At 71.3% G+C, this 26,006-nt stretch carries 26 protein-coding genes; 5 read left to right on the top strand and 21 right to left on the bottom strand.

Going from position 1 to position 26,006, the window contains the following annotated elements:
- Nucleotides 1-14: 14 nt before the first annotated feature.
- The 3 genes from VD659_RS10080 to VD659_RS10070 all read right to left on the bottom strand — a co-directional run bounded on the left by VD659_RS10080 (nucleotide 15) and on the right by VD659_RS10070 (nucleotide 3,113).
- Nucleotides 15-905 (bottom strand): PaaX family transcriptional regulator C-terminal domain-containing protein, encoded by an 891-nt coding sequence (locus tag VD659_RS10080; RefSeq protein WP_423260956.1) that lies wholly within the window; start codon nucleotides 903-905, stop codon nucleotides 15-17.
- A 64-nt stretch (nucleotides 906-969) separates the two neighbouring features.
- The gene (locus tag VD659_RS10075; RefSeq protein WP_423260955.1) at nucleotides 970-1,944 is read right to left on the bottom strand and encodes an alpha-L-rhamnosidase N-terminal domain-containing protein; all 975 of its coding nucleotides are present in this window, start codon (nucleotides 1,942-1,944) and stop codon (nucleotides 970-972) included.
- Nucleotides 1,945-2,006: 62 nt separating this feature from the next.
- Nucleotides 2,007-3,113, bottom strand: coding sequence for a methylenetetrahydrofolate reductase C-terminal domain-containing protein (locus VD659_RS10070; RefSeq protein ID WP_423260954.1), 1,107 nt, complete (start codon nucleotides 3,111-3,113; stop codon nucleotides 2,007-2,009).
- A gap of 86 nt (nucleotides 3,114-3,199) precedes the next feature.
- Between VD659_RS10070 and allB the strand changes: the two genes are divergently transcribed.
- Both allB and pucL read left to right on the top strand, forming a co-directional pair.
- Entirely contained in the window at nucleotides 3,200-4,576 is a 1,377-nt protein-coding gene (gene allB / locus VD659_RS10065; protein ID WP_423260953.1) for an allantoinase AllB, read from the top strand.
- 128 nt (nucleotides 4,577-4,704) lie between these two features.
- On the top strand, nucleotides 4,705-5,625 hold the full coding sequence (pucL, locus tag VD659_RS10060) for a factor-independent urate hydroxylase (protein ID WP_423260952.1): 921 nt from the start codon (nucleotides 4,705-4,707) through the stop codon (nucleotides 5,623-5,625).
- Between the two features lie 112 nt (nucleotides 5,626-5,737).
- Here the strand turns inward: pucL and uraH are convergent, their stop codons facing one another.
- Both uraH and VD659_RS10050 read right to left on the bottom strand, forming a co-directional pair.
- Nucleotides 5,738-6,085, bottom strand: coding sequence for a hydroxyisourate hydrolase (gene uraH / locus VD659_RS10055; RefSeq protein ID WP_423260951.1), 348 nt, complete (start codon nucleotides 6,083-6,085; stop codon nucleotides 5,738-5,740).
- 71 nt (nucleotides 6,086-6,156) lie between these two features.
- The gene (locus VD659_RS10050; protein WP_423260950.1) at nucleotides 6,157-6,708 is read right to left on the bottom strand and encodes a 2-oxo-4-hydroxy-4-carboxy-5-ureidoimidazoline decarboxylase; all 552 of its coding nucleotides are present in this window, start codon (nucleotides 6,706-6,708) and stop codon (nucleotides 6,157-6,159) included.
- 23 nt (nucleotides 6,709-6,731) lie between these two features.
- Here VD659_RS10050 and VD659_RS10045 point away from each other — a divergent pair, with 23 nt between their 5' ends.
- Nucleotides 6,732-7,496 carry a nucleotidyltransferase family protein gene (locus tag VD659_RS10045; RefSeq protein ID WP_423260949.1) on the top strand — a complete coding sequence of 255 codons (765 nt, stop codon included), beginning with the start codon at nucleotides 6,732-6,734 and terminating at the stop codon, nucleotides 7,494-7,496.
- A 63-nt stretch (nucleotides 7,497-7,559) separates the two neighbouring features.
- Nucleotides 7,560-8,273 carry an NADPH-dependent F420 reductase gene (locus VD659_RS10040; protein ID WP_423260948.1) on the top strand — a complete coding sequence of 238 codons (714 nt, stop codon included), beginning with the start codon at nucleotides 7,560-7,562 and terminating at the stop codon, nucleotides 8,271-8,273.
- Between the two features lie 301 nt (nucleotides 8,274-8,574).
- Here the strand turns inward: VD659_RS10040 and VD659_RS10035 are convergent, their stop codons facing one another.
- The 5 genes from VD659_RS10035 to VD659_RS10015 form a co-directional block, all read right to left on the bottom strand.
- On the bottom strand, nucleotides 8,575-9,549 hold the full coding sequence (locus VD659_RS10035; protein WP_423260947.1) for a MurR/RpiR family transcriptional regulator: 975 nt from the start codon (nucleotides 9,547-9,549) through the stop codon (nucleotides 8,575-8,577).
- Nucleotides 9,536-10,807: an allantoate amidohydrolase gene (locus VD659_RS10030; protein WP_423260946.1), complete on the bottom strand. Its 1,272-nt coding sequence runs from the start codon at nucleotides 10,805-10,807 to the stop codon at nucleotides 9,536-9,538. The genes VD659_RS10035 and VD659_RS10030 overlap by 14 nt, the downstream gene beginning before the upstream one ends.
- Nucleotides 10,808-10,838: 31 nt before the next feature.
- The gene (locus VD659_RS10025; protein ID WP_423260945.1) at nucleotides 10,839-12,029 is read right to left on the bottom strand and encodes a pyridoxal-phosphate-dependent aminotransferase family protein; all 1,191 of its coding nucleotides are present in this window, start codon (nucleotides 12,027-12,029) and stop codon (nucleotides 10,839-10,841) included.
- 154 nt (nucleotides 12,030-12,183) lie between these two features.
- On the bottom strand, nucleotides 12,184-13,983 hold the full coding sequence (locus tag VD659_RS10020) for an AtzH-like domain-containing protein (protein ID WP_423260944.1): 1,800 nt from the start codon (nucleotides 13,981-13,983) through the stop codon (nucleotides 12,184-12,186).
- A complete protein-coding gene (locus VD659_RS10015; protein WP_423260943.1) occupies nucleotides 13,976-15,076 on the bottom strand; it encodes an acetamidase/formamidase family protein in 1,101 nt (366 codons plus the stop codon). The genes VD659_RS10020 and VD659_RS10015 overlap by 8 nt, the downstream gene beginning before the upstream one ends.
- 193 nt (nucleotides 15,077-15,269) lie before the next feature.
- Here VD659_RS10015 and VD659_RS10010 point away from each other — a divergent pair, with 193 nt between their 5' ends.
- A complete protein-coding gene (locus VD659_RS10010) occupies nucleotides 15,270-15,968 on the top strand; it encodes a YoaK family protein (protein WP_423260942.1) in 699 nt (232 codons plus the stop codon).
- A 165-nt stretch (nucleotides 15,969-16,133) separates the two neighbouring features.
- Here VD659_RS10010 and VD659_RS10005 read toward each other — a convergent pair whose 3' ends face one another.
- The 11 genes from VD659_RS10005 to VD659_RS09955 all read right to left on the bottom strand — a co-directional run bounded on the left by VD659_RS10005 (nucleotide 16,134) and on the right by VD659_RS09955 (nucleotide 25,982).
- Nucleotides 16,134-17,147, bottom strand: a complete 1,014-nt coding sequence (locus VD659_RS10005; protein ID WP_423260941.1) for an Fpg/Nei family DNA glycosylase — start codon at nucleotides 17,145-17,147, stop codon at nucleotides 16,134-16,136.
- 3 nt (nucleotides 17,148-17,150) lie between these two features.
- Nucleotides 17,151-17,843 (bottom strand): ribonuclease III, encoded by a 693-nt coding sequence (rnc, locus tag VD659_RS10000; protein ID WP_423260940.1) that lies wholly within the window; start codon nucleotides 17,841-17,843, stop codon nucleotides 17,151-17,153.
- Nucleotides 17,844-17,866: 23 nt separating this feature from the next.
- Nucleotides 17,867-18,070: a 50S ribosomal protein L32 gene (gene rpmF / locus VD659_RS09995; RefSeq protein ID WP_022895112.1), complete on the bottom strand. Its 204-nt coding sequence runs from the start codon at nucleotides 18,068-18,070 to the stop codon at nucleotides 17,867-17,869.
- A gap of 67 nt (nucleotides 18,071-18,137) precedes the next feature.
- Entirely contained in the window at nucleotides 18,138-18,632 is a 495-nt protein-coding gene (locus tag VD659_RS09990) for a YceD family protein (protein ID WP_423261095.1), read from the bottom strand.
- Between the two features lie 85 nt (nucleotides 18,633-18,717).
- Entirely contained in the window at nucleotides 18,718-19,659 is a 942-nt protein-coding gene (locus tag VD659_RS09985) for a LysR family transcriptional regulator (RefSeq protein ID WP_423260939.1), read from the bottom strand.
- A gap of 78 nt (nucleotides 19,660-19,737) precedes the next feature.
- Nucleotides 19,738-21,075 carry an aspartate aminotransferase family protein gene (locus tag VD659_RS09980; protein WP_423260937.1) on the bottom strand — a complete coding sequence of 446 codons (1,338 nt, stop codon included), beginning with the start codon at nucleotides 21,073-21,075 and terminating at the stop codon, nucleotides 19,738-19,740.
- A gap of 130 nt (nucleotides 21,076-21,205) precedes the next feature.
- Nucleotides 21,206-22,354 carry an ABC transporter substrate-binding protein gene (locus tag VD659_RS09975; RefSeq protein WP_423260936.1) on the bottom strand — a complete coding sequence of 383 codons (1,149 nt, stop codon included), beginning with the start codon at nucleotides 22,352-22,354 and terminating at the stop codon, nucleotides 21,206-21,208.
- Nucleotides 22,355-22,427: 73 nt separating this feature from the next.
- Complete coding sequence (locus VD659_RS09970; protein WP_423260935.1) at nucleotides 22,428-23,201, bottom strand: ABC transporter permease; 774 nt, start codon at nucleotides 23,199-23,201, stop codon at nucleotides 22,428-22,430.
- Complete coding sequence (locus tag VD659_RS09965; protein ID WP_423260934.1) at nucleotides 23,198-24,055, bottom strand: ABC transporter ATP-binding protein; 858 nt, start codon at nucleotides 24,053-24,055, stop codon at nucleotides 23,198-23,200. The genes VD659_RS09970 and VD659_RS09965 overlap by 4 nt, the downstream gene beginning before the upstream one ends.
- Nucleotides 24,052-24,969 (bottom strand): ABC transporter permease, encoded by a 918-nt coding sequence (locus VD659_RS09960; RefSeq protein WP_423260933.1) that lies wholly within the window; start codon nucleotides 24,967-24,969, stop codon nucleotides 24,052-24,054. The genes VD659_RS09965 and VD659_RS09960 overlap by 4 nt, the downstream gene beginning before the upstream one ends.
- Nucleotides 24,966-25,982, bottom strand: coding sequence for a TIGR03842 family LLM class F420-dependent oxidoreductase (locus tag VD659_RS09955; protein WP_423260932.1), 1,017 nt, complete (start codon nucleotides 25,980-25,982; stop codon nucleotides 24,966-24,968). Before VD659_RS09955 ends, VD659_RS09960 begins: the two co-directional genes overlap by 4 nt.
- Nucleotides 25,983-26,006 lie beyond the last annotated feature (24 nt).

Here is a 26,006-nt window from a genome sequence, read left to right as displayed (position 1 = left end):
ATCGGGTCGGGCGTTCACTCCGTGACGGTGAACGCAGGGGAGGCGTCGCGGGCCGGATCCAGCAGGGGGATGCCGGTGACCTCGGCCACGTAGTCGGTGCTCAGGGCGCTGAAGCGCTCCCGCAGCCGCCACTGCAGGGCGTTGCTCTCGTCGCCCGGCCAATCGGCGGGCAGCAGCTCGGCGGGGAGGCCGGGGTCGAGGTACGGGATGATGCGCCAGCTGTCGATGCTGCGGATGTACACCGAGAACGCCTCGCGCGCCGTCACGGGCTCGTCGACGCCCACCAGGGCGTCGGCCCGGTGCTGTTCCAGGAACTCCTCGTGGTGCGCGCGCAGCGCGTCGAGATCCCACCAGCTCGCGACGGCGGCCTGCAGGGAGCCGGCCACGAGCGGCCGTTCGGCGATGAACAGCGTCGAGTGCTCGCGGATGCCGAGGTCGTCGAGGATCTCCTCGACCTCGCCCGCCAGGTAGGCCGGGCAGATCCAGAGGGCCGGCGAGACCGTGCCGCAGCCGATCCAGTGCAGGCGGCGGCGCAGCTGATGGCGGAGATGGCGGTTCTCCTCCGGGATCGAGAACGACACGGCGCACCACCTGCTCTCGGGCCCCATGTTGCGCGGGTGGTAGATGCGACGGTCGCCCCGCTCGAGCATCGGCACGGCGTCGTCGACGAGGGCGTAGCCGGCCACCCGGTCGCGGGTCTCCGGCACGAGGAGGGACTTCTTCTTCACCCGCACCAGGGCCGTGCGGGTGCGGGGCCCCGGCACGTCGAGCGCCTCCATGAGTTCGAGCAGATGCGACACCGCGATCCAGCCGCCGAGCTCGCGCAGGTAGATGCCGAGCACGGTGCGCAGCAGCGACGTGGTGCTCCCGGGGCGGGAGTCCATGTCGTCGAGGATCTCGCTCACGACGCCATCCTTTCTTCGCCCGGCGACCCCCGCCGGTTCGATTCCCTCCCCATCATCGACGACCTCACCGTGGGCGGGAGAATTCGAGGGCGGTGAAGCGTGCCGAACCGGGGTTCCGGAGCCCCGAGACCAGCAGGTGGTCGAACTCGTGGAAGGCGAAGCCCGGCTCGAAGACCTCGTGCGGGGTGCCGGCGGCGATGAACGCGTCGGCCGGGCCGGACGAGGCGTCGGCGAGCCGGTACTCCACGGTCACCCGGGTTCCGGCGGCTTCGGCGAAGGCCGCCTTCCCCCGGCCGCGAACACGCCGGGGGAACTCCACCCGCAGGGCGCCGGTAGGCGTCTCGCGCACGGAGGCGGCCTCGAGCTCGGCCTCGATCCGCGTCGTCTCCGCTTGCTCGAAGGCGAGCCGGTCGAGGCCCTGGTCGGCCGACACGCGCACCGGGGTCCAGGCCGAGTCGTCGTACCCGGGCAGCTTCCAGCCGGCCTCGCGCAAGCGATGGTCCTGAACCTCGCCGGGGGCGTCGGCCGAGGAGACGATCGCGCCCGGCTTGGAGCGGAACTCCCCGTCGCTGCCCACGAGAACATGGTCGCCGCCGGGGAGTTCGACGTCGAGTTCGAGCAGGAGGGCGAGCGGAGGCCGCCCGGAGCCGTCGAACGGATGCCCGGTCTCCCACGCCGAGCCCACGATCAGCCCGAGCACGTTCTCGCCCGCCCGCAGACGCGACGTCACGTCGAAGCGGTGCCAGGCGACGAGTCCGTCGTTCCGCGGCTCCGGTGACAGAGCGGCCGAGTCGACGCGGTCGTCGTTCACGAACAGCGACCAGCTGCCGCGCGCGCTCACCCGCACGACGGCCGAGGTCACGTCTCCCGGGAGCACGACCGAGCGGCGCAGGCGCTGGGGCCGGCGCGGGGCATGCGCCGTCGGCACGGCCTCGACCCAGACCGCGCGCCAGGGCGCCGTGGGCCCACTGGGCTCGCGGAGCTCGCCGGCGGGCGCGGGCGGCACGGGGGTCATCGCGGTTCCGATCGTCGGGGACACTGTCTCCGACGACTCTACGGCGGTGATATTTCTATCGCGTTACGGCCGTCGCGCCCGCGACATCAGCGATGAGTGCCGAGTCCGAGCCGCTCGGCCACCACGCCCATCGCGTCGGCGAACGCCACCTCGGCCCCCGGCGCGGCGCCGCCCGAGAGGTTGACGCCCGCGACGCCCTCGAGCGCGAGCAGCCCCTCGCAGAGCTCCGTGACCGCATCCAGCCCGGCCTGATAGGGATCGGCGGCGTCGAGGATGCGCTCGAGGAAGCCCTCGGGCAGCACGAGCGTGGTGAAGGAGCGGAGGAGGGATGCGCTCCCCCGGTCGACCACCATCGGAACGCACGGGATGAAGCCGGGCGCGATGCCCTGCTCATGGGCGGCCGCGATGAAGCGGCGCACCGGCTCCACCCCGCCGGCGTGGTTGATGAAGCAGATGTCGGCGCCCGCGAGCGCCTTCTCGCGCAGGCGCTCGGCCCGCCGGTCCACCGGCGGGGTGGCCGGCGACTCGCCCACCGACACCAGGTGGCCGGCCTGCCGGGCGAGGGCCGCGAGCTGGGTGGAGTCGATGTCGAAGACGGGCAACGCGTCCGGCCGGTCGCCGGTGGAGGTGTGGTCGCCGGTGACGCAGTGCACTCCGCCCACGCCCACGTCGGCGAGCCCGGCGAGCTCGCCCTCGAGGGCCACGCGGTTGCGGTCGCGGCAGTTGACGCCGCTCCAGGCTGTGAGGCCCTCGGCCTGGATGAGCTGGGCCCGGTAGCTGGGCGAGAACTGCACGCGAGAACGGCCCGAGTCGCCGGCGAGGGTGGCGTCGACGCGCCCGGCGAGCGCCTGGGCGCAGTCGCGCAACGAGCCGCGGTCGACCGAGCGGCCCGGGAAGTCGGCGATCACGATCGGACGCGTGGCCATCAGGGCGCGCATCGCCGCGGCGCCCGGCTGCGGCGCCACCGCGAACTCGTGGGCGTCGCCGAGGCGGTGCACCGCGACGTCGGCGGCCGAGGTGCCCGCGGGCGACTCCGGGTTCGGCGCGATGCCGTGCCAGCGCACGGTCGGCGTCTCGAGGAAGACGCAGCGGAACTCGCCCACCTCGCAGCTTCCGTCGAACTCCACACCGCCGCACGGGCCGTACTCCATGTGCTTGGGGCAGGCGGTTCTCATCTCCGCGGTCACGACCATGGGCCCATGGTAGCCGCGGTTAGGCTGGCATCGCGGCGCGAGCATCCGTCGTTCCGCCCGCCAGGAAGCCGAGAAGGAGCACCCCGATGACCCAGCCCTACGACCTCGCGATCCGTGCCGGATCGGTCTACGCCGACGGCGAGTGGCGCTCGGCGGTCGTCGCGGTGCGCGACGGCGTGGTGGCATTGATCGCCGACCACGACGAGGACGTCCCGGCCCACGTCACGGTGACGCTCCCCGAGGGGCAGGTGCTCATCCCGGGCGTGGTCGACTCCCACGTGCACGTGAACGAACCGGGGCGCACCGAGTGGGAGGGCTTCACCACGGCCACCCGTGCCGCCGCGGCCGGGGGCGTGACGACCGTGGTCGACATGCCGCTCAACAGCATCCCGCCCACCACGACGGTCGAGGGGCTCGCCGTGAAGCGGGCCGCGGCCGAACCGCAGGCGAGCGTCGACGTGGGCTTCTGGGGCGGAGCCATCCCGTCGAACCTCGGCGCGCTCGAGCCCCTGTGGCGCGAGGGCGTGTTCGGCTTCAAGGCGTTCCTGGCGCCCTCGGGCGTCGACGAGTTCCCGCACCTGTCGGGCTCCGAGCTGCTCGAGGCGATGCAGGAGATCGCGTCGTTCGACGGGCTGCTCATCGTGCACGCCGAAGACCCCGAGGTGCTCGAGCGCTCCGAGAACCACGGCGGGCAGGACTACCGGGCGTTCGTGGCCTCACGCCCCGACCTCGCCGAAGAGGATGCGATCGCGCACGTCATCGCGGGCGTGCGGGCCACCGGGGCGCGCGCCCACATCCTGCACCTCTCGAGCGCCCGGGCGCTCGACCAGATCCGCGCGGCCAAGGCCGAGGGCCTGCCGCTCACGGTCGAGACCTGCCCGCACTACCTCGCCTTCTCGGCCGAGCACATCCCCGACGGCGCCACGCAGTTCAAGTGCTGCCCGCCCATCCGCGACGAGGCCAACCGCGATCTGCTCTGGGACGCCCTGCTCGACGGCACCATCGACCTCATCGCGAGCGACCACTCCCCCTCGACGGCGGAGCTCAAATTCAAGGGGAACGGCGACTTCCAGGAGGCCTGGGGCGGCATCTCGGGGCTGCAGCTGAGCCTGCCGGCGGTGTGGACGGCGGCGCGCGAGCGCGGCATCCCGCTCGACCGCGTGATCGGCTGGATGAGCGAGGGCACCTCGGCGCTCGTCGGCCTCACCGGCGTGAAGGGCTCGATCACCGCGGGCGCCGCCGCCGACCTCGTCGCCTTCGCTCCCGAGGAGTCGTTCGCCGTGCACGCCGAGGCCCTCGAACACAAGAACAAGGTCTCCGCCTTCGACGGGCGCACCCTGCGCGGGGTCGTGCACACCACCTGGCTCGCCGGCGACGTGGTGCACGCCCTCGGAGCGGAGGGCGCGGTGGGCGACGCCCAGCGCGTGCCCGGCGGAAAGCTCCTCACGCGTTCCACGAACTGACACGCCACGTAAATTGAACGTAAATTCCGGCGGCCGGGGCGCGCATCCGGAGCTCGCGGATGCGCGCTGCCGACAGACTGGAGGCGCGCGGCCCCGCGAACTCTCGCCGCGCAGTGAGTAGGGAAGCCATGTCCATCGTCCTCGGCCCGCACCAGTACGGCAAAGCGGAGAACCGCATCGTGCGCATCTACCGGGACTCCCCCCGGCACGAGATCCACGACGTCAACGTGTCGACCGCGCTGCGGGGCTCGTTCGACGCGGCGCACCTCGTGGGCGACCAGAGCGCCGTGCTGCCCACCGACACGCAGAAGCAGACCGCCTACTCCTACGCGAAGGAGAAGGGACTCGAGTCGATCGAGGACTACGGGCTCGTGCTGGCCCGCCACTTCGTCGACGACGTGGAGCCGGTGTCGGGCGCGCGCATCGAGATCGAGGAGTACGCCTGGGAGCGCGTGCTCGTCGACGGCTCCGAGCACGACTTCACCTTCGTGCGCAAGGGGCAGGAGACGCGCACGGCCGCCATCACCATCGAGGGCAAGGGCTCCGCGCAGAAGGCGTGGGTGATCGGCGGATTCAAAGACCTGGTGATCCTGAAGACCACGGGCTCGGAGTTCCACGACTTCCTCGAAGACGAGTACACGCTGCTGCAGCCCACCAGCGACCGCATCATGGCCACCTCGCTCGTGGCGCAGTGGCGCTTCTTCTCGCCCGACGGTAGCTTCGGCGACATCGACTGGGAAGGCACCTACGCGGGCATCAAGCAGATCATGGTGTCGACCTTCGCCACCGTGCGCTCGCTCGCGCTGCAGCAGACGCTCTACGAGATGGGCAAGGCGGTGCTCGAGGCCTACCCCTTCCTCGCCGAGATCCGGATGTCGGCGCCGAACAAGCACCACTTCCTCTACGACCTCTCGCCCTTCGGCGTCTCGAACGACAACGAGGTCTTCAACGCCGACGACCGGCCCTACGGCCTCATCCAGGCCTCGGTGCTCCGCGACGACGCCCCCGACGCCGGCCCGGCCTGGACGATCGCGGGCGGCTTCGCTTAGCTAGCTGCCGCATCTGCCCCGAAACGACGGAGCCTTCGGCCTTTCCCGGGCCGAGGCTCCGTCGATTCCGGCATCCGGCCTGAAAGTCCGTCGTTCTACCGGGCGGGGCGGGTCAGCTGCCGCGGTAGGTGGAGTAGGCGAAGGGGCTGAGTAGGAGGGGCACGTGGTAGTGGGCGGCGGCGTCGGCGAGTTCGAAGATGATCTGCACCTCGGGGTAGAAGGCCTTGACCTCCTGCTCGGCGAAGTAGGTGGCGGTGTCGAAGCTCACCCGGTAGCGGCCGGGGGCGAGCGTCACCGGGCCGAGCGCGTTCGCGCGGCCGTCGGCATCCGTCTCGGCGGAGCCGATCATCACCCAGTTGCCGAGGTCGTCGTGCTCGAGCCGCACGGGCACGCCCGCGGCGGGCCGCCCGATGGTGGAGTCGAGCACGTGGGTGGTGACGTGGCTGCGTTCGTCGGTCATGGCGGCTCCTCGGTTCGTGTGGCGCACGGTTCGGTCGGTGTGAGGGCGCGGATGCGCGGGGCTCGGCCTGGTCAGGCCGGGTAGAGCGACTGCAGGCGGAGCATCGTGATGTCGTGGAGCTCGGAGGCGACGGTGGCGGCCTCGGCGGTGTCGTCGAGCTCGAGGCGGCGGCTCAGCTCGGCGAGGATCTCGGCCCGGCTCCGGCCCGCGGCCCGGATGAGGAACACCCGGTCGAAGCGCTCCTCGTAGGCCCGGTTGCCGGCGGCGATCGCCTCGGCCAGTCCGGCGTCGGAGGCCTCGGCGGTCTGCTGCTCGGCGCGGCTGAAGCGCTGCGACTGGCCGTCGCCGGCCGCCCGCTCGCCGATGCGCGGGTGGTGCGCGAGCGCCGCATCCACCTCGGCCGGGGTCAGGCTCGACGCCACCCGGGAGGCCTCGGCGAGCAGCTCGGCGTTCGTGGCGAACGGCGCCGCCGCGGCCACCTCGTCGACGAAACGGTCGACCGCGAGGCACGAGCGCAGCGCCTCGCGCAGCGGCGGCGTGCCCTCGGCGGTCGACGCCGGGGCGTCGGGGCTGGTGCCGTCGGTGCTGGTGCCGTCGGTGCCGGTCGCGGAGGGGGTCGCCATGCCCTCCAGTTTACGATGAGCAGATGACCCCGCCCGCTCCGGATGCGCCGATCGTCGGCCTGCTCCTGGCCGCCGGCGCCGGCACGCGCATGGGCAGGCCGAAGGCCCTCGTCGCCGACCCGGAGACGGGCGAGCCCTGGCTGCGGCGCGCCGTGCGCACCCTGCAGAGCGGCGGCTGCGCGCAGCTCGTGGTCGTGCTCGGCGCCGAGGCGCAGCGGGCGGCGGCCCTCCTCGGTCCGCAGCCGCAGCCGTCCACTCCGGCCGCACCCTGGCCGGCGGAGCCCGGCGGCACCACCGCGGCACCGGCCTCCGCCGCGCCCGGGTCCGGGCCCACGACCCTGGCCGACCAGAGCGACGATGCCGCCGGCCCCGCGGGGCACGTGCACGTCGTGGTCGCCGAGGACTGGGCCACCGGTCAGGCCGCGTCGCTCCGTGCCGGCATCCGCGCCGCCCAGGGGCTCGGCGCCGCCGCCGTGGTGGTGACGCTCGTCGACCTGCCCAGTCTCGACCCGCGCGCGGTGGCTCGCCTGCTCGGAGCCGCCGCCCCCACTGATCCCGATACGGCCCCCCGTCCCGAGTCCGCCGGCCCGGCCACCCTGCGGCAGGCCGCCTACGACGGCCGGCCCGGGCATCCGGTGGTCATCGGCGCGGCCCACTTCGACGCCCTCCTCGCCGGGCTCTCCGGCGACACCGGCGCCCGCCCCTACTTGCGGGCCCACGGCGTCGAGCTGGTCGACTGCACCGACCTCGGCGGGGGCGACGACGTCGACACGCTCCGTGCCGGCTGACCGGGGTCTGCGATTGTGCTGAACCGCGGAAGAAGCCGGCGCCGTCAGGCGTTGAGGTGAGGCATGACAGCCACAGGACTCACCACGATCGGATTCATCGGCGCCGGACACATCGGCAGCCAGCTCGCCCGCCTCGCCGTCGCGCACGGCTACCAGGTGGTGCTGAGCAACTCACGCGGCCCGGAGACGCTCTCGGAGCTCGTGGCCGAGCTCGGTCCGCAGGCCACGGCGGCCACACCCGCCCAGGCGGCCGCCGCCGGCGATCTCGTGGTCGTGACCGTTCCGTTCAAGAACTACCTCGAGGTGCCCGCCGAGCCGCTCGCCGGCAAGGTCGTCGTCGACACGAACAACTACTACTGGGAGCGCGACGGCCGCATCACCCCGCTCGAGGAGGAGACCACCACCGTCTCCGAGCTGCTGCAGGCCCACCTCCCCACCTCGAAGGTGGTCAAGGGCGTCAACAACATCATGGCGGCCGACCTCACCACCGACGGCAGCCCGGCCGGTACCCCCGACCGCCGTGCGCTCCCGATCGCGGGCGACGACACCGACGCGAAGACCCTCGTCACGGCCCTCTTCGACGAGTTCGGCTTCGACGCCGTTGATGCAGGCCCCCTGGCCGAAGGATGGCGCTTCCAGCGCGACACGCCCGCCTACGTCACGAAGATGACCGCTCCCGAGGTCGTCGAGAAGCTCGCCGCCGCCCAGCGCCACGCCGCCATGACCGCCGAGGCCCTGGCCACGGCCGACGCAGAACACCAGTCCCAGCAGGCCTGACACCCCGCCCCACCCCGCCCGCCAGGTCGCGCTAGGTGCTCCCACAAGCGCCGAACGCAACGCTTGGCGCGACCCGCCACAAGTCGACGCTGCCAGTCGCGAGCCCGCCGGCCCGGCAGCACGCCGGAGACGTTCGAGTGGGTCCGAACGCAACAGGCCCTCCTCGACGACCCCGGGTGAGCGCACGGCCGTGAAGCGACCGCACGCTCGGCTGTCGCGGAGCGCCGGGCGAGGACCGGCGCGACCCGTGGACGGCGCGCGAAGCACGGCGGCCACGGGGCAGCCGGCACCGCCGGCACCCTTACTCGAGTTCGCCCAGCTCCTCATACAGCCCGTTGATCGCCGCGATCCGGGTGCGGCTCTCCCGCACCCGGGCCGCGAGCACGCTGGAGGCCAGCACGTTCACGAGGCTCGTGGCGCTCGCGTAGCTGTCCAGCGGTGCCACGCTGTCGATCGGGCACTCGATCCAGACCGCCGCGAACTCCGCATAGCGCCTCGCCGATGCGTCTCCGATGAGCACGATCGGCACCCCGCGCGAGGCGATGCCCGCGACCATGCGGCCGAAACCCGAGGTGCGCCGCCGGAATCCGAACACCACGGCCGCGTCGCGCGCATCCCGCTCGGCGAACTCCTCGGCCACGGTCTGCCCGGGCAACGGCGCGAGCTGAACCCCCGCGCGACCTTGCGCGAGCTGCTCACGCAGGTGCAGCGCCAGAGCGTGGCTGTTGCGCAGCCCCACCACCGTCACCGTGCGGCTGCGCACCAGCAGCGCCGTGGTCTGCTCGAGCCGATCGGGCCCGAGCGCGTCGAAGGTGCGCCGCAAATTCTCGACCTCGCGCACGAGGTGGGCCGAGAGGTCGGCGGATGCCCCCGGCGAGCCTCCGCCCACCGGCACGCCCGACGAGCGCAGCGATCGCGCGTGCTCCCGCACCTCCTGCGCGTTCTCGAAGCCGAGCCGGCGGAACAGCCGCGACACGGTGGCCTTGGACACCCCGCTGCGCTGCGCGAGCTCGGTGCCGGAGTAGATCGCCAGGTCGCCGAGGTGGTCGAGGATGAAGTCGGCCGCCCGCTGCTCCTGCGGCGAGAGTTCGCCGTAGGAGCGGTCGATGCGCTGCCCGATGTTCATCGGGGCAGCCGATCGCACCCGACGGCCCGCACCCGGATCGCCGGCGCCGGCCGTGGCGGCAGCAGCGCCCGCCCGAGCGCCCGCCGAGCCCCGCTCGGCACGCTGCCCCGACCCGGTGCCGGCCACGGCACCCGCCTCAGGCCCGGGCACCGTCCGCCGCCTCGCGCTCGGCCGCGTCGACGAGCGCGAGCACCGCGCGCTCGAAGGCATCGATCGTCTTCGCCACGTCGTCCTCGGTCACGTGCTCGGCCGGGTTGTGGCTCACGCCGCCCTCGCAGCGCACGAACAGCATCCCGATCTCGGTGATCTCGGCCACGGCCATGGCGTCGTGCCCGGCCTTGGAGAACAGCGACATGGGCCGCTGGTCGCCGGTGGAGCGGATGCCTTCGGCGATCACTCCGCGCAGGCGCGCACTGCACACGGCCGCCGGGGCGGAGTGCGTCTCCACGCTCTCCCAGCGCAGGCGCCGCTGGCGGCAGATGTCGGAGAGCATGTCCTGGATGACGGTCCAGATGCGATCGCGCTCGGAGTCGTACTCGCCGCGCAGGTCGAGGCTGAACTCCACCTTGCCCGGGATGACGTTGACCGCGTCGGGGAACACCTCGAGGTGGCCGACCGTGGCGATCAGCTGGGCGGAGCGGGCGATGCGCTCGATGGCGATGATCGCATCCGCGGCCCCGGCGAGGGCGTCGCGCCGCCGCTCGTAGGGGGTACCGGAGTGGCCGGCCCGGCCGATGACGGTCACCAGGAAGCGGCGGGCGCCCGCGATCGACGACACGATGCCGAGCGCCTTGTCCTCGTCCTCGAGGTAGGGGCCCTGCTCGATGTGGGCTTCGAGGTAGCCGATGAGGTCGTCGGGTTTTCGGGCGGCCTCGCCGATCGCCGCCGGGTCGAGCCCCCAGGCGGTGAAGGCGTCGCGCAGGGTGATGCCGTCTTCGCCCTGGAGCTCCCACCAGGCGTCGTCCCAGGTGCCGGCGAGCGCGCGGCTGCCGAGCAGGGCGCGACCGAAGCGGGTGCCCTCCTCGTCGGCGAAGGCCACGACCTCGAGGGCGAAGGGCAGCGCCCGGCCCGAGGCGTGGATGCGCTCCACCACGGCGATCGCGGTCAGCACGCCGAGGATGCCGTCGTACTTGCCGGCCGAGGGAACGGTGTCGAGGTGGCTGCCGAGCAGCAGCGCCGGAAGGCCGGGAACCGCGCCCTCGAGGCGGCCGCACTGGTTGCCCGCGGCATCCTGCCACGTCGTCATGCCGGCCTGCTGCATCCACTCGGCCGCGATGGCGTTGACCTCCGCGTGCTCCTTCGAGAGGTAGACGCGCTGGATGAGCCCGTCGGGCAGCGAGGAGTGCGTGGCGAGCTCGTCGCAGCGGTCCAGGATGCTCCGGGCGCTCGTGGTCTCGAGAACGGTCATGAGACGGTCCTTTCCGTGCCGGCGGCGCGGGTCATGCCCGGGCCGCGTCGGCGTAGAGGTCGAAGGCGGCGCCGACCCCGCCCCCGGAGGTGACGGAGGCGCCCTGCCGCCGCAGCACCTGCTCGAGGGCCGCGAGGGTGGTGAGCACCGCATCCTTTCGGGCGTTGTAGCCCATGGTGCCGATGCGCCAGACCTTGCCGTGCAGGGGGCCGAAGCTCGTGCCGATCTCGATGCCGAAGTCCTCCAGCAGCGACCCGCGCACGGCGTCGCCGTTCACCCCGTCGGGGATGACCACGGCCACCACGTTGTTCATCTTCACGCTCAGGTCTCCGAAGGTGGCGAGCCCGAGGCCCTGGACGCCGGCGAGCATCGCGGCGCCGTGCAGGCGGTGCCGCTCGACGGCCGCGGGCAGGCCCTCCTCCACGAGCAGTCGCGCGCATTCCCGGGCGCCGTAGAGCATCGAGGTGGCCTCGGTGTGGTGGTTGAGACGCTTCTCGCCCCAGTAGTCGAAGATCATGGCGAGGTCGAAGTAGTTCGAGCGGATGCGCGTGGCGTGGATCTCGGAGGCGTCGCCCGCGATGCCCGCCTCGATGCTCTTGCGCCCGTTGATCACCTCGACGGCCTTCGCCGAGAAGGTGGCGGGCGCCGAGCCGGAGGGGCCGCCGAGGCATTTCTGGAGGCCGGCGGTGACGGCGTCCAGGCCCAGCGCATCCGTGTCGAAGGCGTTGCCGCCGAGGCTCGCGGTGACGTCGGTGTAGAAGAGCACGCCGTGCTTCTCGCACAGGGCGCCGAGGCCCTCGAGGGGCTGCGCGACGGTGGTGGAGGTGTCTCCGTGCACCACGGCCAGCAGCTTCGGCTTCGTCTCCGCGATCGCGGCCTCGATCTCGGCCTCGGTGAACACGGTGCCCCACTCGCGCTCGATCACGTGCACCTCGGCCCCGGCGCGCTCGGCGATCTCGCGCAGCAGGTGTCCGAAGCGGCCGAAGATCGGCACGAGCACACGGTCGCCGGGTGCCACGAGGGACACGATCGCGGCCTCGATGCCGGCGCGCGAGGTGCCGTCGACGAGCAGCGTCTGCTCGTTGCGGGTCTGGAACACCTCGCGGTAGAGCGCCATGGTCTCGTTCATGTACGCGGTCATCGCCGGGTCGTACTGGCCCACGAGCTGGGCCGACATCGCCCGCAGCACGCGCGGGTCGGCGTTGATCGGGCCGGGACCCATGAGCAGGCGGGGCGGCGGGTTGATCGCGTGCGTGTCGATGACGGTCTCCTCGAAAAGTCTGTTTCTCGAGCTCCAGCCTACGAAACGACTGTTTCAACCATGTTTCACGCCGCCGGATGCGCGCACAGACCTCGCCGATGCCTCGTCCAGGGCGTCAAGGGCGCGAAAGGAGGGCATCGGCCAGCGAGGCGGCGAGGTCGATGAGGGCGAGGTCGGAGCCGCGCGGGCCCACGAGGCACAGACCGACGGGGGCGCTGCCGCCGGGGGCGGGCACGCGCAGCACGGGCGCCGAGACCGCCGGATAGCCACCGGTGCCGGCCACCGAGGTCATGCGCAGCGTCGCCGCGCGCACCGCGCCGATCTCCTCGGCGGGCGCGTTCACCCCCGGTGCGGCCGACGAGGCCGAGGGCAGCAGCAGGATGCGCCCCGCCAGGACCTCGTCGAACCGGGCGCGCGCCTCGGCGAGCGCCTGCCGGCCCGCGGCTTCGGACTCGGCGGTCACCGCCGCCCCGATGTCGAAGCGCTCGGCCACGTCGGGGGCGAGCACCCCCGGATGCGCGCTGATCCACTCGCCGTCGGCGCGCCACGCCTCGGCACCCTGCACCGTGCGGAAGGCCGCGAACACGGCGTCGAGATCGCCGAGGTCCACCTCGTCGACCGAGCCGAACACGGGCTCCTCGACGAGCGCGAGGAACGCGCGCTGCACCTCCGGCGCGCACGAGGCCACGAGCTCGCGCGACACCACGAACTGCGCGCCCTCTCCTGCTTCTCCAGCTTCCCCTGCCGGACTCGTCGTCTTCGGCGCCAAAACCGGCTCGTTCGAGCCGAAAGTGACGAGTCCGGGGGAAAGCGGCGGCATGGGGGCGAAGCCCGCGCCCGGAGCATCCTGCAGCGAGACCTCGGCGGCGGCGCGCAGCACGGCGGCCGAGCGCGTGAGCCAGCCGACGGTGTCGAAGGAGGGGGCGAGCGGAAGCAGACCGCGCGTGCTCACGGCCCCGTGGGTGGTGCGGATGCCCCACAGCCCCTGATACGACGCCGGCACGCGGATGGACCCCGCGGTGTCCGTCGCTAGCCCGATGGCGGCCTGCCCGAGCGAGACGGCGGTCGCCGGCCCGCTCGAGGAGCCGCCCGGGATCGCCCCGGCAACCGCGGGGTTCGGCGGGGTGCCGTAGTGCACGTTGCGGCCCGCGATGCTGTAGGCGAACTCGTCGGTCTGGGCGATGCCCTGCACGGCCGCACCGGCCGCTCGCAACGCGTGCACCGCATCCGCGTCGCTCGTGGCCACGGATGCCTCGGCCAGGTACTCGGGGATGCCGGCCCCCACCGCGAACCCGGCGACGTCGTAGAGGTCCTTCACGGCCACCGTCAGGCCCTCGAGCGCCCGGGGGCCGCGACCGGTCGACGCGGAGCCTGCGCCACCACCGGCCGCCGCGTCCGGTCCTGCGACGGCCGCTGCCGGCAGCGCGGGAACCAGAGGAGCCCCGACCACGCGCCACACCGCCTTGTTGAGCGCCGGCGCCGCACCGGTCACGTGCGCCGCCGAGATCGCCCAGCGCGAGCCGCCGTCCACCTTCTCCCACAGCTGCGTCTGCAGCCCCGAGCCCCCAGCCGCGAACGCGCTCACCGACACCACGAGCACGGCCGTCGGCGACAGCACCCGCAGGTGCACCTCGCTGATCGTGCGCGCCGGCACTCCCCCGCGCACGCCGCGGAACGCGCTGATGCGGTCGTGCCCCACGAGCAGCCCGTTGGCATCTCCCCGCAGCGTCGCGGCCCCCGGCGCGAACGAGGCGTCCAGCACTGCGAGATCGTTCGTCATCAGCGCGGCCTCATAGGCCCGGAAGGCCTCGAGCAGCGCGTCGGCCTCGGCCGGATCGAGTTCGACGGGGCCCGTCACGCTCGCCACCACCGAACCCTGCCGCGGCAGCGGAGCGCCCGAGGAGTGCCTACCCACGGAGCCCCACCCCCTCGAAGTCCGACACGCGCACGCGGGCGTGCACGCCCTTCACGATGTCGACGACCTGCGAGATGTTGAAGTCGGTGGCGGCGCTGAGGTAGGCGTAGGCGAGCGCGCGGTCCATGCCGTAGCGGGCCTCGAGCAGGCCGAGCGCGGCCCTCACGCAGTTCTGCACGGCCACGTCGAGGTCGCGGTCCATGCCGGTGGGCACGAGGAACTCGCTCGTCTGCGCGAGCGGCCCGGCCAGCTCGCCGAACTCGCGCCGCGCATCCGTCTGGTCGACGAGCTCGAAGCGGATGGTGACCCGCAGCGAGGCCTCCATCGCCGTGAGCGCCACCTCGCCGTCACCCTGGGCGAAGTGCGGGTCGCCCACGTAGGCGAGGGCGCCCGGCACCTGCACGGGCAGGTACAGCGAGGAGCCCACCGTCAGCAGGTTGATGTCGATGTTGCCGCCGTGCGGCCCCGGCGGCACCGAGTGCGGGCGCTCGTCGCCGGCGACGGCCACCCCCATGATGCCGAGGAAGGGGTTGAGCGGAAAGCGCACCGAACGCTCGCCGCCGGGCACGAGCGGCAGTGTGCCGAAGGCCGTGCCCTCGAGGGTGTGCTGCAGCTCGGCGAACACGCTCACGTCGGCGGCGCCCTGGGGCATCTCGCCCACGAGCGCGCCCTTGCCGTGCCGGTTCGAGATCACGCCGTAGGGCACGCGCGGCGAGGTCTCGAGCACCGTCATCTTGAGCAGGTCGCCCGGCTTCGCGCCGCGCACCGCGATCGGCCCCGTGACGACGTGCGGGCCGTCGGATGCGCTCCGCGCGTAGTCCGAGGCCGCCAGCGCGATCGCATCCTCGAGCACGAAGTCGCGGTCGACCCCGTGTGCCGCGAAGAAGGCGGCGGGGTCGCGGCCCTGGTCTTCGAGCACGCCCTCGTGGCTGATGGTGTCGATCGTGACGTCGGTGCCCGGATCGATCTCGAGCACGGCCCGGTCGGCGGCGCAGGGAAGCCGCCCCCAGAGCAGCGTGCCCCGGCTCGCCGCCAGGTATTCGGATGCGCGGATCGGCCCCGCGCCGGGTTGCAGTGCCGCAGACATCGACATCGGTCATCCATCCTCAGTGCTCGTTCCGCGAGCACGCCACCGCGCCACGGACTTCCGAGGCTACCGCTCGTTTGGCGTGCGATCGATCGAGCGGCTACCGTTTCAGGGCGTCGTCGGCGTCATCGCACGCCATCTTTTACACGCCTGTAACGTGCATCCACTTGGATGGCCCCACCCCACCGACAGGAACGCCATGCTCCAGACTCTCCGCGCCAATCGCGACAAGCTGCACCTCGGCCTCATGCTCGCGCTGACCTTCTCCACCGGCGTCGTCGACGCCGTCGGCTACCTCGGTCTCGACAAGGTGTTCGCGGGCAACATGACCGGCAACGTCGTCATCCTCGGCATGGCGCTCGCGGGCGCCGACGGCCTGCCCTGGGTGGGCCCGCTGCTCGCGCTCTTCGCCTTCATGCTCGGCGCCGCCATCGGCGGGCGCGTGCTGCGGCCGGTGAAGGCCGGGTGGACCACCCGCACCACGTCGACCTTCGCGGTGGTGGGCGCCATCCTCGCCGGACTCGCGGTGGCCCTGTTCGTCATGAACGGCAAGCCGCCGCAGCCGTGGGAACTGGTGGTGACCGTGCTGCTCGCCGCGGCGATGGGGCTGCAGGCCGCCACCGCCCGGCACATCGCGGTGAAGGACGTCACCACCGTGGTGGTCACCTCCACCATCACCGGTTTCGCCGCCGACTCGCGCCTCGCGGGCGGCAAGGGGCAGCCCTGGTTCCGCCGCGCGGCCGCGATCGTGCTGATCGCCGCGGGTGCCGGCGTGGGCGCGCTGCTGCTGAACCTCCACATCGGCTGGGGCGTCGCCGCCGCCGCCCTCATCACCCTCGTGGCCGCCCTCATCGGCCACATCGCCGCCCACGTGAAGCACACCCCCGCGGCATCCTGACCTCCGGCATCCTGACCCCCGGACATCCTGACCCCCGGACATCCTGACCCGCCGCCTCCCGGCTCTCCAAAAACAAGGAGTTCTTGCTCGACACCCCGGCCCCGGCTTCTCAGCCGACGGCGTGTCGAGCAAGAACTCCTTGTTTTTGTGCAGAGGGGGAGGGGGTCAGGGGCGGGGCGGGCGGGGCCGGAAGGGGCGCTGGCAGCGGGGGCAGAAGTGGGACGAGCGGTTCATGAACTGCTCGCGCACGATGGGAGTGCCGCAGCGCGGGCACGGCTTGCCCTGCTGGCCGTAGGCGTTGAGGCTGTGCGAGAAGTAGCCCGAGGCGCCGTTCACGTTCACGTACTGCGCGTCGAAGCTCGTGCCGCCCTCGGCGAGCGCCTTCTCGAGAACGAGGCGCACCTCGGCGAGCAGTTCGCGCATCCGGCGTCGTGACAACCGGTCGGCCGGATGCTCGTAGTGCAGCCGCGCCGCCCAGAGCGACTCGTCGGCGTAGATGTTGCCGATGCCGCTCACGAGCGTCTGGTCGAGCAGCGCCCGCTTGATGCCGGTCTTCTTGCGGGCGAGCGCGGCGAAGAACGCCGCCTCGTCGAAGGCGGGGTCGAGCGGGTCTCGCGCGATGTGGGCCACCTGCCCCGGCACCATGGCCAGCCACGCATGTTCTTCCCCCGCCCTCGTCACGTTCGGCTCCAAGAAGCTCGCTTTCGAGCCGGAAGCGACGAGGCTCGAGGCGGCGAAGCCGAAGTAGCCGCCGAGGGCGCCGTCGGGGGTGGGCTCGAGGCGGTCGACGGCCATCGAGCCGAAGATGCGCTGGTCGACGAAGTTCACCCAGAACTCGCCGTGCTCCGGATGCTCGATCTGCAGCCGGATGCGCAGCAGTCCTGCCTCCTGCACACCCGGACTCCGCAGCAGCACCTGCCCGCTCATCCCCAGGTGCGCCACCAGGGCCTGCGGATGCGCGCCATCGCCCGCTGCGGACAGCGGGAACCACAGGAACTTGCCCCGCCGCCCCGCCGCGAGCATCCGGCGCCCCGCGAGCAACGCCTCGAACGGGCCCTCGAGCGGGCTGTGGCGCTTGAGGGAACGCGGCTCGAACACCTCGACGCCGGTGATGAGCGCGCCGGCGACGGCGGGCTCGAGCCCGGCACGCACGACCTCGACCTCGGGGAGCTCCGGCACGGCTCAGGAACCGAGCAGCGCGAACGCCGCCGCGGCCGCGTTCGACTCGGCCTGCTTCTTGCTCGACCCCTCGCCGGTGGCCGAGGTCGAGGGGCCGACGGTCACGGTGGCCAGGAAGGTCTTCTGGTGGTCGGGGCCGCTCTCGCTGATCGCGTAGACGGGCGCATCGAGGCCGAGCTGGCCGGCGCGCTCCTGCAGCGAGGTCTTCGGGTCCATCGACACACCGAACCGCAGCGGATCGTTCGCGAGCGGGGCGACCAGCCGCAGCACCAGCGCGGTGGCGACATCCGGACCCTGGTCGAGGTAGGTGGCGCCGATGATGGCCTCGACGGTGTCGGCGAGGATCGACGCCTTGTCACGCCCACCGGTGAGCTCTTCGCCGCGGCCGAGCTTGATGTGCTCGCCGAGCCCGATCGTGCGGGCGATCTCGGCGAGGGCCACGGTGCTCACGAGCGACGCACGGCGCTTGGCGAGCTCGCCCTCGTCGAGCTGGGTGAAGGTGGTGTAGAGCATCACGGTGACGGCCTGCCCGAGAATCGAATCGCCGAGGAACTCGAGGCGCTCGTTGGTGGGGACGCCGCCGTGCTCGTAGGAGAACGAGCGATGGGTCAGGGCGAGGTCGAGCAGCTCCGGTTCGAGGGAGATCTGCAGGGTCGCCAAAAGGTGCGACCCGCTCTTCTCAGGTTCAGAAGACACGGATCGCACCTTTCAGAGGACTACTAAACGTCGGCGACCTTGCGGCCCTTGTACTCCATGAACAGCGGGGTGCCGGCGGAGTCTTCGACGACCTTCGCGCGGTGCGGAAGGCTGTAGGTGGTCTTGCCGTTCTCGACGGTCTTGACTAGCGTGGGGACCTCGGCCTTCCACTGCGAACGACGCGCGTGGGTGTTGGAACGTGACTGCTTCCGCTTCGGAACCGCCATGACTATCTCTCTTCTTCTCTGTCAGTCCGGTGCTTCTCAGCACGAACCGATTGTCAAGATCTCGCGACTATTTTTCGTCGGGATCCGTGTCTCGGGAAGCTTCCCTGCCGCTTGAATCACCCAGACCGGCGAGCGCCGACCATCTCGGGTCGACCACGTCAGGTACAGGAGCAGCCGGATGATCCGCCAGTCGCTCGCCCGTCACCGGGTCGAGGCCTGGGCAATCCGGCGTGCAAACCGGCTGGAACGGCAGTGCCAGCACCACCGTGTCCCTGATCAGAGGTTCGAGATCGACATGGTCGTCGTGAACCCCGTAATCAAAAGCTTCGTCAGAAGAATACGCGAAAAGCTCCTGGAATTCGACTTCGACCGGCAGAGTGATGTCGCGGAGGCATCGGCTGCACTCCCCGTCGGCGTCGGCCGAGAGCTCCGCGGTCACCAGAATGCCTTCGTGGACCGACTCCAGCCGCAACTCGATGTGCAGCTCTTCGCCCTTCTGAACGGCCACCAGACCTTCGCCGAGCTTCTCGGTGAGCGGGATGTCGAGCGTGTGCTCGCGCATCTCGCCCGGGTGGTGGATGAGGTCGCGCACGTTGACCGTGTATGGGGTCTTCTTGAATGTGCTCACCGAGAGATTCTACCCGCGTTCAGACGGGCCCCGGCGGGTTGCGGTGGCGGTTCGCGGCGACCACCGCATCCGCTTCGGCGCGGAGCGCGTCGACCACGGTGCGCACGGCGAGCCGCTCGGCGCGGTCGGGTCGCATGAGGGCGAAGATGTGGCGCTCCGAGACGACGCCGCGCAGGTTCTTCAGCACGATCTCGCTGCGGTACGCGCCGCCGGCGGTGTAGCAGGGCAGGATGGCGATGCCGAGCCCCGCCGCCACGAACGCCTCGGTCACGCGCGTGTCGCCGAAGCGCTGCACGACGTTCATCGGCGAGCCGGCGGCGGCGGAGATGTCGTGGATGGTGCGCTCGAAGGGATAGCCCCAGGGCACCCCGATCCAGCGTTCGCCGATGAGGTCTTCCGGGTCGAGCAGTTCCTTCGACGCCAGCGGATGCCCGGGCGGCAGGGCGATGTCGAGGGGCTCGGTCATGAGCTTGACAGCCGTGATCTCGTGGGCCGGCCAGTTGGTCGCGGCCGACGAGGCCGTGTGGGCCAGCACGATGTCGAAATCGGCGGTGAGCGCCGGGAAGTCGTCGCTCTCGGGGTCGCGGTCCGAGCAGTGCAGCGTGAGGCCTCCCACGGCGTCGAGGCGCCGCACCACGCCAGGCAGCAGCATCTGGCCGCCGGTGGGGAAGGTCGCGAGCGACACCTCCCCCGTGGGGTCGTTGCGGAACTCGTCCCAGAGGGCGGTGGCGTGCTCGATGGCCACGGCCACGTCGGCGGCGCTGCGGGCGAGCGCGCGGCCCGCATCCGTGAGTACGATGCCGCGGCCGGCCTTCTCGGTCAGCGGCAGGCCGGCTTCGCGCTCGAGCACGCGCAGCTGCTGCGACACGGCGGAGGGCGTGCGGTGCGTGGCGCGCGCGACCTCGGTGATGCTCCCGCGCTCGGCGAGTTCGCGCAGCAGTTCGAGCCGTCTCACGTCCATGAAGCGACTCTACTCAGTCGACGCCGGGCCGTCGCGCCGGGCTACAGAGCCCGGGGCGACGACCCCGCCGCCCACGGTTCAGGCGATGGGGCCCACTTCGGCGAAGGCCTCGTCGTAGATGGCGAGTGCCTTCTCGACCTCGGCATCGGTCACGATGCACGGCGGCACCACGTGGATGCGGTTGTCGGCCGTGAACGGCAACAGCCCGCGCTTGAGCAGCGCGGCCTTGAGCGCACCGATGCCCGCGGCGGAGAGCGGCGCGCGGGTCTCGGGGTCGGAGACCAGGTCGAGTGCCCAGAACACGCCGACGCCACGCACCTCGCCGATCAGCGGGTACTTGGCGGCGAGCGCGGCGAGCCCGGGAGCGAGCAGGTCGCGGCCGACGCGTGCGGCGTTCTCCACGATGCCCTCGTCGGCCATCGCGTCGAGCGTTCCCACGATCGCGGCCATCGCGAGCGGATGCCCGGAGTACGTCAGGCCGCCGGGGAACACGGCGTCGTCGAAGGTCTCCGCGATCGCCGGGGAGATGATCACGCCACCGGCGGGCACGTAGCCCGAGTTCACGCCCTTCGCGAAGGTGATGAGGTCGGGCTCGACGAGACCGCCCTCCTGCTCGGCGAGGGCCTGGAAAGCGAACCAGGTTCCCGTGCGGCCGAAGCCCGCCATCACCTCGTCGAAGATCAGCACGATGCCGAACTTGTCGGCCAGAGCACGCACCCCGGCCAGGTAGCCGGGAGGGGGCACGAGCACACCGGCGGTGCCGGGGATGGTCTCGATCAGCAGAGCCGCGATCGACGAGGCGCCCTCGGAGACGATGACCCGCTCGAGGTGGTGCAGCGCCCGCGCCGACTCCTCCTCGGGCGTCGTCGCCCAGAACTCGGAGCGGTAGGCGAACGGGCCGAAGAAGTGCGCGTGGCCACGGGCGTACTCGTTCGGCACCCGCCGCCAGTCTCCCGTCGCCACGACGGCGGCGCCGGTGTTGCCGTGGTAGGAGCGGTACATCGAGAGCACCTTGTCGCGCCCCGTGTAGAGGCGGGCCATGCGCATGGCGTTCTCGTTCGCATCCGCTCCGCCGTTGGTGAAGAACACCTTGCTGAACGAGGAGCCGGCGCGGTCGAGGATGCGCTGGGCCGCCTGGCCGCGGGTGAGGTTGGCGTGGGCCGGGGCGACGGTCGTGAGGATGTCGGCCTGCGCCTTGATGGCGGCCACGACGGCCGGATGCTGGTGGCCGATGTTCGTGTTGACCAGCTGCGAGGAGAAGTCGAGGTATTCGTTGCCCTCGAAGTCCCACACCGTGCATCCGGAGCCCCCGGCGATCACCATCGGCTTCAGGTTGCCCTGGGCCGACCACGAGTGGAACACATGGGCGCGGTCGAGTTCCAGCGTGAGCTGCTGGTCGGCGGGGTCGAGTGTCACGGTTGTTCCTGTCTTTCTGTCTCTCGGGAGTGTCGGCCCGGGTGCGGTTTCCCTTTCTGTCTTCGGTTGAGCGGAGCTCAAAGGCGACAGAAAGGGAAACCGCACCCGGACCGACGGGTGGGTGGGCGACTTATTTGCCGCCCTCCTTGAGGGTTACGGTGATGGGCTTGAACGAGGTGCCGTTGACGTCGACGCCGTCGGCCTTCAGCTCGTCGAGGGCCTTGGTGACGTACTCGTTCGAGAAGGCCGTCGCCGGCGGGTCGGACGTGATGATGGTCGCGCCCGTCTCGTTCTTGGTGCCCTTCGCGATGGAGACCGTCTGGTCCCACTCGTTCTGGTTGATCATGCCGACGCCGTTCTCGGAGGGCCAGATCAGTTTGTTGACCTCGTTGGTCATCCAGAGCTGGTGGCTTTCACCGAGCTGCGAGCCCGAGGCGGTCACGATCTTCGCGGCCTCTTCGGGGTTGTCGCGGGCGTAGGCCCAGCCCTTGATCGACGCCTTGATGAACTTCACCGTGGTGTCGGCGTAGGCCGGGTCGTCGGCGAGGCGGGTGGAGTCGGCCCAGACCGCATCCTGGAGCATGGCCGTGCCGACCGTGTTCCAGTCGATGACGTTGAGCTCGGAGGGCTGGTAGAGCTTGCCCGTGGCCGGGTTCACCGTCTCCAGCACCTGCGCGTACTCGTTGTAGGTCATCGCCTGGGCGGCCTGAATGTCGCCGGCCAGGAAGCCGTTCATGTCGAAGGCCTGTGACACGAGCGAGATGTCGCCCACGCCCACTCCGGCCTTCTGCATACCGGCGAAGAGCTCCCACTCGTTGCCGTAGCCCCAGCTGCCCACCGTCTTGCCCTTGAGGTCGGCCGGCGTCGTGATGCCCGCCGTCTTCATCGAGATCTGCGTGGTGCCGCTGCGCTCGAAGATCTGGGCGACGTCGGTGACGGCCGCGCCCTGCTCGATCGAGCCGAGCACCTTCGGCACCCAGGAGATGGCGTAGTCGGCCTGGCCGCTCGTGAGGGTGTCGATCGGCACGATGTCGGCCGCGCCCTCGAGGATCGAGACGTCGAGCCCCTCGTCCTTGTAATAACCCTGGTCGAGCGCCGCGTAGTAGCCCGCGAACTGCGCCTGCGAATACCACTGCAGTTGGAGCTTCACCGGGGTGAGTGCCCCGCTCGTCGCCGAATCGGTCGACGAGCTCGATGAGCCGCCGCTCGAACATCCGGCGAGCGCGATCGCCGTGGCGGCGATGGCGCTCATCGCGAGAAGACGTGTGCTGTGTTTCATTGCTTCCTCCTTTGGTACTGCTCGGGTGGTGCGGACATCCGTCGCCCCGCTGCTGCGGTCGGGTCGGCGAGGTCTAGGTGGCCGGCTTGTAGTGCCGGGTCGCGATGCGCTCGATGCCGAGCGTGACGCTGTAGAAGACGAGCCCCACGATGATGGCGCCGAGCACGTAGGCCCAGGCGAGGCTGTAGTTCGAGCCGCTCGCGGCCGTGGTGATCGACTTGCCGAGCCCGCCGACCGGCCCCCCGAAGTACTCCGCGATCAGGGCGGAGATGACCGCGAGGCTCGACGCGATGCGGAGGCCCGTGAAGATGAACGGCAGGGCACCCGGGATGGTGACGGTGCGGCTGGTCTGCCAGGCGGAGGCGGCGTAGACGTGCAGGAGGTCGCGATGCACCGGCCGCACCTGGCGTAGTCCGCGCAGGGTGTTGATGTACACCGGGATGAACACGGCGATCGCGGCCACGAGCTGGCGCGCGGTCTCGGCGCCGGCCCCGAACATCGAGTAGAGCACCGGCGCGAGGGCCACGATCGGCACCACGGCCACGGCCGACACGACGGCGGCGCTCAGCTCGTCGACCACCCGCACGAGCGCGGCCAGCACGGCGAACAGGATGCCCACGACCGCGCCCACGACGAGGCCCACGAGGGCGTTCCAGCCGGTGACCGCGGCCCCCGCCAGCACGGTGGAGATGTTCTTGCCGAACTCCCCGCCGATGGCCACGGGCCCCGGCACGATGAAGGGCTTCACGTCGAAGGCCACGATCACGAGCTGCCACACCGCGAGCAGGGCGATGCCCAGCAGCACGGGAGCGAGGATCGTGCGCGCGGTTCCGGCCGAGCTCCTCATCGCGTCTCGACCCCGCGGATGCCGACGGGCGCCTGGCCGTGCAGCAGCTCGCGCACCCGGCTCACGTTCTCGAAGAAGGCCTCGTTCTCGCGCAGCTGTTCCGTGCGCTCCGCCGCGCTCCCGAGCGAGACCGTGAGCACGTCGCGGATGCGCCCGGGCCGCGGCGACATCACCACCACCCGGTTCGAGAGGTAGACGGCCTCGGGGATGGAGTGGGTCACGAACACCACGGCCGCCCCGGTCTCGGCCGTGATGCGCACGAGCTCGGTCTGCATCCGCTCACGGGTCATCTCGTCGAGCGCCCCGAACGGTTCGTCCATCAGCAGCAGGCGTGGGCTCTCGGCGAGCGCCCGGGCGATGGCCACGCGCTGCTGCATGCCGCCGGAGAGCTGGTCGGGGTAGCTCTGGGCGAAGTCGGAGAGCCCCACGAGCGCGAGCAGTTCCGCCGAGCGCGCCTTGCGTGCCGCCGAGCCCACGCCGTGCAGTTCGAGCGGCAGCTCGATGTTGCCGGTGACCGTACGCCAGGGCAGCAGACCCGCCTGTTGGAAGGCGATGCCGTACTCCTGGTCGAGGCGAGCCTGCCGTGCGGTCTTGCCGAACACGCTGATCGAGCCGAGCGAGGGCGAGTCGAGGTCGGCGATCAGCCGGAGCAGCGTCGACTTGCCGCAGCCGGAGGGGCCGATGAGCGACACGAACTCCCCCGGCGCCACGGTGAGGTCGATCTTCTCGAGGGCGGTGACGGTGGCCTTCTTCTTGGCGGTGAAGATCTTGTCGACGCCCACCACCTCGACGGCGGCCGGAGCGGCGGATGCGGTGGTGGTGGCGGGCACAGGGCTGACGGAGGCGTCGCTCATGCGGGCACTTCCCCTCGGCGGTATCGGCGGAGCAGCACTCCGAGCAGGGCGATGAAGCCGGCGGCCACGAGGCCGATGGCGATGGCTCCGAAGATGGGAGCCCAGGTGCGGGCGGGATCGCCCGAAGCCTGCTGGGCGAACTCGATGATCATGCGGCCGATGCCGCCCCGGAGGCCGATCGAGACCTCCGCCACGACCGTGCCGATCACGGCGTTCGCCGCGGCCAGCCGCAGGGCCGGAAGCAGGTAGGGCACGCTCGCGGGCAGCCGCAGCGTGCACAGCGTCTTCCACCAGCCCACCCCGTAGCTCCGGAACAGCTCGACGTGGATGGCGTCGGGCGAGTTCAGCCCGCGGAGCGCCCCGACCGAGACCGGGAAGAAGGCGAGGTAGGAGGCGATCACGGCCACCGACATCCAGTTCTCCCAGGTGAACGAGCCGATCTCGATGGTGGATCCCCAGCGCTTCACGAGCGGCGCGATGGCGATGAGCGGAACGGTCTGGCTGAGGATGATCCACGGCAGCACCGCCGACTCCGCGGTGCGGAAGCGCTGCATCAGGATGGCGAGCAACAGCCCGACGAACACACCGACCACCCAGCCCACCGCGGCGACGCCGAGGCTGAAGAGCGAGGCCTGCACCACGGCCAGCCACACGGGCACCGCGTTGCGGCCGGAGCCGGAGGGCTCGAACAGCCGCCCGATCATGTCCCACACGTGGGGCATCGCGAGGTCGGTGGTGCGCGGCAGCACGGTGAGGTCGCCGATCACCACACCCGTCGCCGGCCCGAGCGCCTTGTAGAGCTCCCACAGCACCACCAGCAGCACGACCCCGGCCACGCCGAGGCCGACGCGCCGGAGCGTCGAGCTCGACCCCGCCGAGCCGCCGCCGCCTCCACCGCCGGAGCTTCGGCTCATGCCTTCGCCGTGATGTGGTCGCGGAGCGCGGGCATGACGGTCTCGCCGTAGACGCGGAGGGTCTCCTCCTTGTTGTCGTGCTGCAGGTACCCGGCGAACTGCGTGACGCCGATCTCCGCGTACTGCTTGAGCTTCTCGATGTGCTGCTCGGCCGTGCCGAGCACGCAGAACCGCTCGACGATGTCGTCGGGCACGAAGGCGGTATGGCTGTTGCCCGCCCGCCCGTGCTCGTTGTAGTCGTAGCCTTCGCGGCCCTTGATGTAGTCGGTGAGCGCATCCGGAACCGCGCCGTGCTCGCCGTACTTCGCCACGATGTCGGCAACGTGGTTGCCCACCATGCCGCCGAACCAGCGGCACTGGTCGCGCATGTGCTCCCAGTCCTCGCCGATGTACATCGGGGCGGCCACGCAGAAGGCGATCTCGTCGGGGTCGCGGCCCACGTTCTCGGCCGCCTGGCGCACGGTGGAGATCATCCACTTGGCGATGTCGATGTCGCCGCACTGCAGGATGAAGCCGTCGCCGACCTCGCCGGTGAGCTTGAGGGCGAGCGGGCCGTAGGCCGCCACCCACATCTCGAGTGAGGAGCCCTTGCTCCACGGGAACTGCAGCGTGGCGCCGTTGTACTCGACCGAGCGCGAGTTCGCGAGCTCCCGGATGACATGGATCGACTCGCGCAGGGTCTTCAGCGTCGTGGGGGCGCCGTTCGTGACGCGCACCGCGGAGTCGCCGCGGCCGATGCCGCAGATGGTGCGGTTGCCGTACATCTCGTTGAGCGTGGCGTAGACGGATGCGGTGACCGTCCAGTCACGCGTGGCCGGGTTCGTGACCATCGGGCCGACCTTGATCTTGTGGGTCTCCGAGAGGATCTGGCTGTAGATGACGTAGGGCTCCTGCCAGAGCAGGTGCGAGTCGAAGGTCCAGAAGTAGTCGAAGCCGTACTGCTCGCTGAGCTTCGCGAGCCCGACGGTGCGGGCTGCGGGGGGATTGGTCTGAACGACCGCGCCGAAGTCCATACTGTGCCTATCTGTGAGAAGGTG

Origin of the sequence: Herbiconiux sp. 11R-BC (assembly GCF_049472555.1) — a bacterium.
Taxonomy (GTDB): domain Bacteria; phylum Actinomycetota; class Actinomycetes; order Actinomycetales; family Microbacteriaceae; genus Herbiconiux.
The sequence above is the reverse complement of the archived record's forward strand: the minus strand, read 5'-3'. Positions and strand labels throughout refer to the sequence as shown.

Excerpts from the sequence above, each read along its gene's own strand:
- rpmF (WP_022895112.1), bottom strand. The coding sequence starts at position 18,070 with ATGGCGGTTCCGAAGCGGAAGCAGTCACGTTCCAACACCCACGCGCGT.
- VD659_RS10070 (WP_423260954.1), bottom strand. The coding sequence starts at position 3,113 with ATGGTCGTGACCGCGGAGATGAGAACCGCCTGCCCCAAGCACATGGAG.
- VD659_RS10045 (WP_423260949.1), top strand. The coding sequence starts at position 6,732 with ATGACCCCGCCCGCTCCGGATGCGCCGATCGTCGGCCTGCTCCTGGCC.
- allB (WP_423260953.1), top strand. The coding sequence starts at position 3,200 with ATGACCCAGCCCTACGACCTCGCGATCCGTGCCGGATCGGTCTACGCC.
- VD659_RS09970 (WP_423260935.1), bottom strand. The coding sequence starts at position 23,201 with ATGAGGAGCTCGGCCGGAACCGCGCGCACGATCCTCGCTCCCGTGCTG.
- VD659_RS10040 (WP_423260948.1), top strand. The coding sequence starts at position 7,560 with ATGACAGCCACAGGACTCACCACGATCGGATTCATCGGCGCCGGACAC.
- VD659_RS09985 (WP_423260939.1), bottom strand. The coding sequence starts at position 19,659 with ATGGACGTGAGACGGCTCGAACTGCTGCGCGAACTCGCCGAGCGCGGG.
- VD659_RS09990 (WP_423261095.1), bottom strand. The coding sequence starts at position 18,632 with ATGCGCGAGCACACGCTCGACATCCCGCTCACCGAGAAGCTCGGCGAA.
- VD659_RS10050 (WP_423260950.1), bottom strand. The coding sequence starts at position 6,708 with ATGGCGACCCCCTCCGCGACCGGCACCGACGGCACCAGCACCGACGGC.
- pucL (WP_423260952.1), top strand. The coding sequence starts at position 4,705 with ATGTCCATCGTCCTCGGCCCGCACCAGTACGGCAAAGCGGAGAACCGC.
- VD659_RS09960 (WP_423260933.1), bottom strand. The coding sequence starts at position 24,969 with ATGAGCCGAAGCTCCGGCGGTGGAGGCGGCGGCGGCTCGGCGGGGTCG.
- VD659_RS10015 (WP_423260943.1), bottom strand. The coding sequence starts at position 15,076 with ATGTCGATGTCTGCGGCACTGCAACCCGGCGCGGGGCCGATCCGCGCA.
- uraH (WP_423260951.1), bottom strand. The coding sequence starts at position 6,085 with ATGACCGACGAACGCAGCCACGTCACCACCCACGTGCTCGACTCCACC.
- VD659_RS09955 (WP_423260932.1), bottom strand. The coding sequence starts at position 25,982 with ATGGACTTCGGCGCGGTCGTTCAGACCAATCCCCCCGCAGCCCGCACC.
- VD659_RS10025 (WP_423260945.1), bottom strand. The coding sequence starts at position 12,029 with ATGGGTCCCGGCCCGATCAACGCCGACCCGCGCGTGCTGCGGGCGATG.
- VD659_RS10030 (WP_423260946.1), bottom strand. The coding sequence starts at position 10,807 with ATGACCGTTCTCGAGACCACGAGCGCCCGGAGCATCCTGGACCGCTGC.
- VD659_RS09975 (WP_423260936.1), bottom strand. The coding sequence starts at position 22,354 with ATGAAACACAGCACACGTCTTCTCGCGATGAGCGCCATCGCCGCCACG.
- VD659_RS10010 (WP_423260942.1), top strand. The coding sequence starts at position 15,270 with ATGCTCCAGACTCTCCGCGCCAATCGCGACAAGCTGCACCTCGGCCTC.
- VD659_RS09965 (WP_423260934.1), bottom strand. The coding sequence starts at position 24,055 with ATGAGCGACGCCTCCGTCAGCCCTGTGCCCGCCACCACCACCGCATCC.